Source organism: Pseudomonas sp. SDO52101_S400, from assembly GCF_054071635.1.
In genome coordinates this window covers 1-1,739 of record NZ_JBSVWF010000130.1, presented here as the reverse complement: position 1 = coordinate 1,739, position 1,739 = coordinate 1, and the positions used below count along the sequence as shown (strand labels likewise).

The following is a 1,739-nucleotide window of genomic DNA, read 5'->3' as shown; positions in this document are numbered from 1 at the left end:
TGGAATGCATTCACATGTGGGAGCGAGCCTGCTCGCGAAAGCGATTAGCCCGCCAACTCGTTCATGCGCTGGAGCACGGCATTGAGGCCATTGCTGCGCGAAGGCGACAACTGTCGCGACAGCCCCAACTGATTGAACCAGTCCGGCAGATCCACCTGTTGCAACTCGTCAGCATTCAAGCCATTGACCCGCAGCAGCAATAGCGCCACCAATCCGCGAATCATCCGCGCATCGCTGCTCGCTGCGAACTGCCAATGGCCGTCGCGCAATTCGCCGACCAGCCACACCTGGCTTTCACAGCCATGCACCCGATTGGCCTCACACTTGTCTGCATCGCTCAATGGCGGCAGACGATCACCAAACTGCATCAGCAGCCGCGCCCGCTGTTCCCAACCGGCCGCATTCTGAAACGTTTGCAGCGCTTCGGCGGCCTCGACCGGCAGGCTCATCGCAACAACTCCAGTGCCTGATCCAGCGCTTCAAAGAAGCGCTCCAGATCTTCGGAGTCGTTGTACAGCGCCAGCGACACGCGAATCGCACCGGCCAGTTCGAAGCGCTTGAGCAACGGCATCGCGCAGTGGTGACCGGCACGCACGGCGATGCCTTGTTCAGTTAGCAAATGCGCGAGATCGGCGTTATGCACGCCTTCGACGACAAAGCTGACCAGCGCCAGTTGCGGCTTGCCTAGCAGGCGAATGCCATTGCGGGCGGCGAGACCGCGTAGCAAGTAATCGTGCAGCGCGGCTTCGTGGGCGGACACGGCGTCCTGATCCAGACCGGCCAGATAGTCGAGGGTCGCTCCGAGGCCTATCACGCTGGCAATCGGCGGCGTTCCAGCCTCGAAGCCCAAGGGAGCAGGGCGGAAACGTGCCTCGTGGTAATTGGCTTCCAGCACCATTTCGCCACCGAACTGCCACGGCCGTAGTTGTTCGAGCGCTACGTTGCGCCCGAACAGCACGCCGAGGCCATCGGGGCCGTACAGCTTGTGGCTGGAAAACACGTAAAAGTCGCAACCCAGTGCCTGCACGTCATGCCGGCCGTGGACCACGCCTTGAGCGCCGTCGACCACCGTCAGCGCGTTTTGCGCCTTGGCCATCGCCAGCAATGCCGGCAAGGGTTGCCAGGCGCCGAGCACGTTGGACAACTGGCTGACCGCCAGCAAACGGGTGCGCGGGCCGATCAGGTGAATGGCGGCGGTGAGGTCGATCACGCCGTCATCGTCCAGTGGCAGGATGACTAACTTCAGGTCGCGACGTTGTGCCAGTTGCTGCCACGGCAGCAGGTTGGCGTGATGCTCCAGAGCGCTGATGACAATTTCATCGCCCGGGTGGAAAAGATGTTCCAGGCCGTAAGCCAGGAGATTCAGCGCACTGGTGGCGCCGTGGGTGAAGATGATCTGTCCGCTGTCACCGGCATTCAGCCACTGGGCGACCTTCAGGCGACTGTCCTCGAACGCCTGCGTGGCATGGGCGCCGGGCAAGTGCTGCGCACGGTGCACGTTGGCTGCGCCGTTGGCGTAGTAATGCGCCAGCGCGTCGAGCAGGGCCTGGGGTTTTTGCGTGGTGGCGGCATTGTCCAGATAGGTCTGGTCTTGCCGTTGCAGGGCGGCGATGGCCGGGAAGTCGGCGCGCCAGGGGGAGGGAATCATCATCTGTTCAGCCCTGTGAACTTGGGCGGATATACACCGAACCTTGTGGGAGCGGGCTTGCTCGCGAATGCGTCGTGTCAGTCGAAATCAA

The 1,739-nt window shown here is 62.3% G+C and carries 2 protein-coding genes; both read right to left on the bottom strand.

From position 1 onward, the window contains the following. Window positions 1-44 precede the first annotated feature (44 nt). Window positions 45-449: a SufE family protein gene (locus ACW9HX_RS29015; RefSeq protein WP_457383206.1), complete on the bottom strand. Its 405-nt coding sequence runs from the start codon at window positions 447-449 to the stop codon at window positions 45-47. Beyond that, the gene (locus ACW9HX_RS29010) at window positions 446-1,651 is read right to left on the bottom strand and encodes an aminotransferase class V-fold PLP-dependent enzyme (RefSeq protein WP_457383205.1); all 1,206 of its coding nucleotides are present in this window, start codon (window positions 1,649-1,651) and stop codon (window positions 446-448) included. Before ACW9HX_RS29010 ends, ACW9HX_RS29015 begins: the two co-directional genes overlap by 4 nt. Window positions 1,652-1,739: the final 88 nt, after the last annotated feature.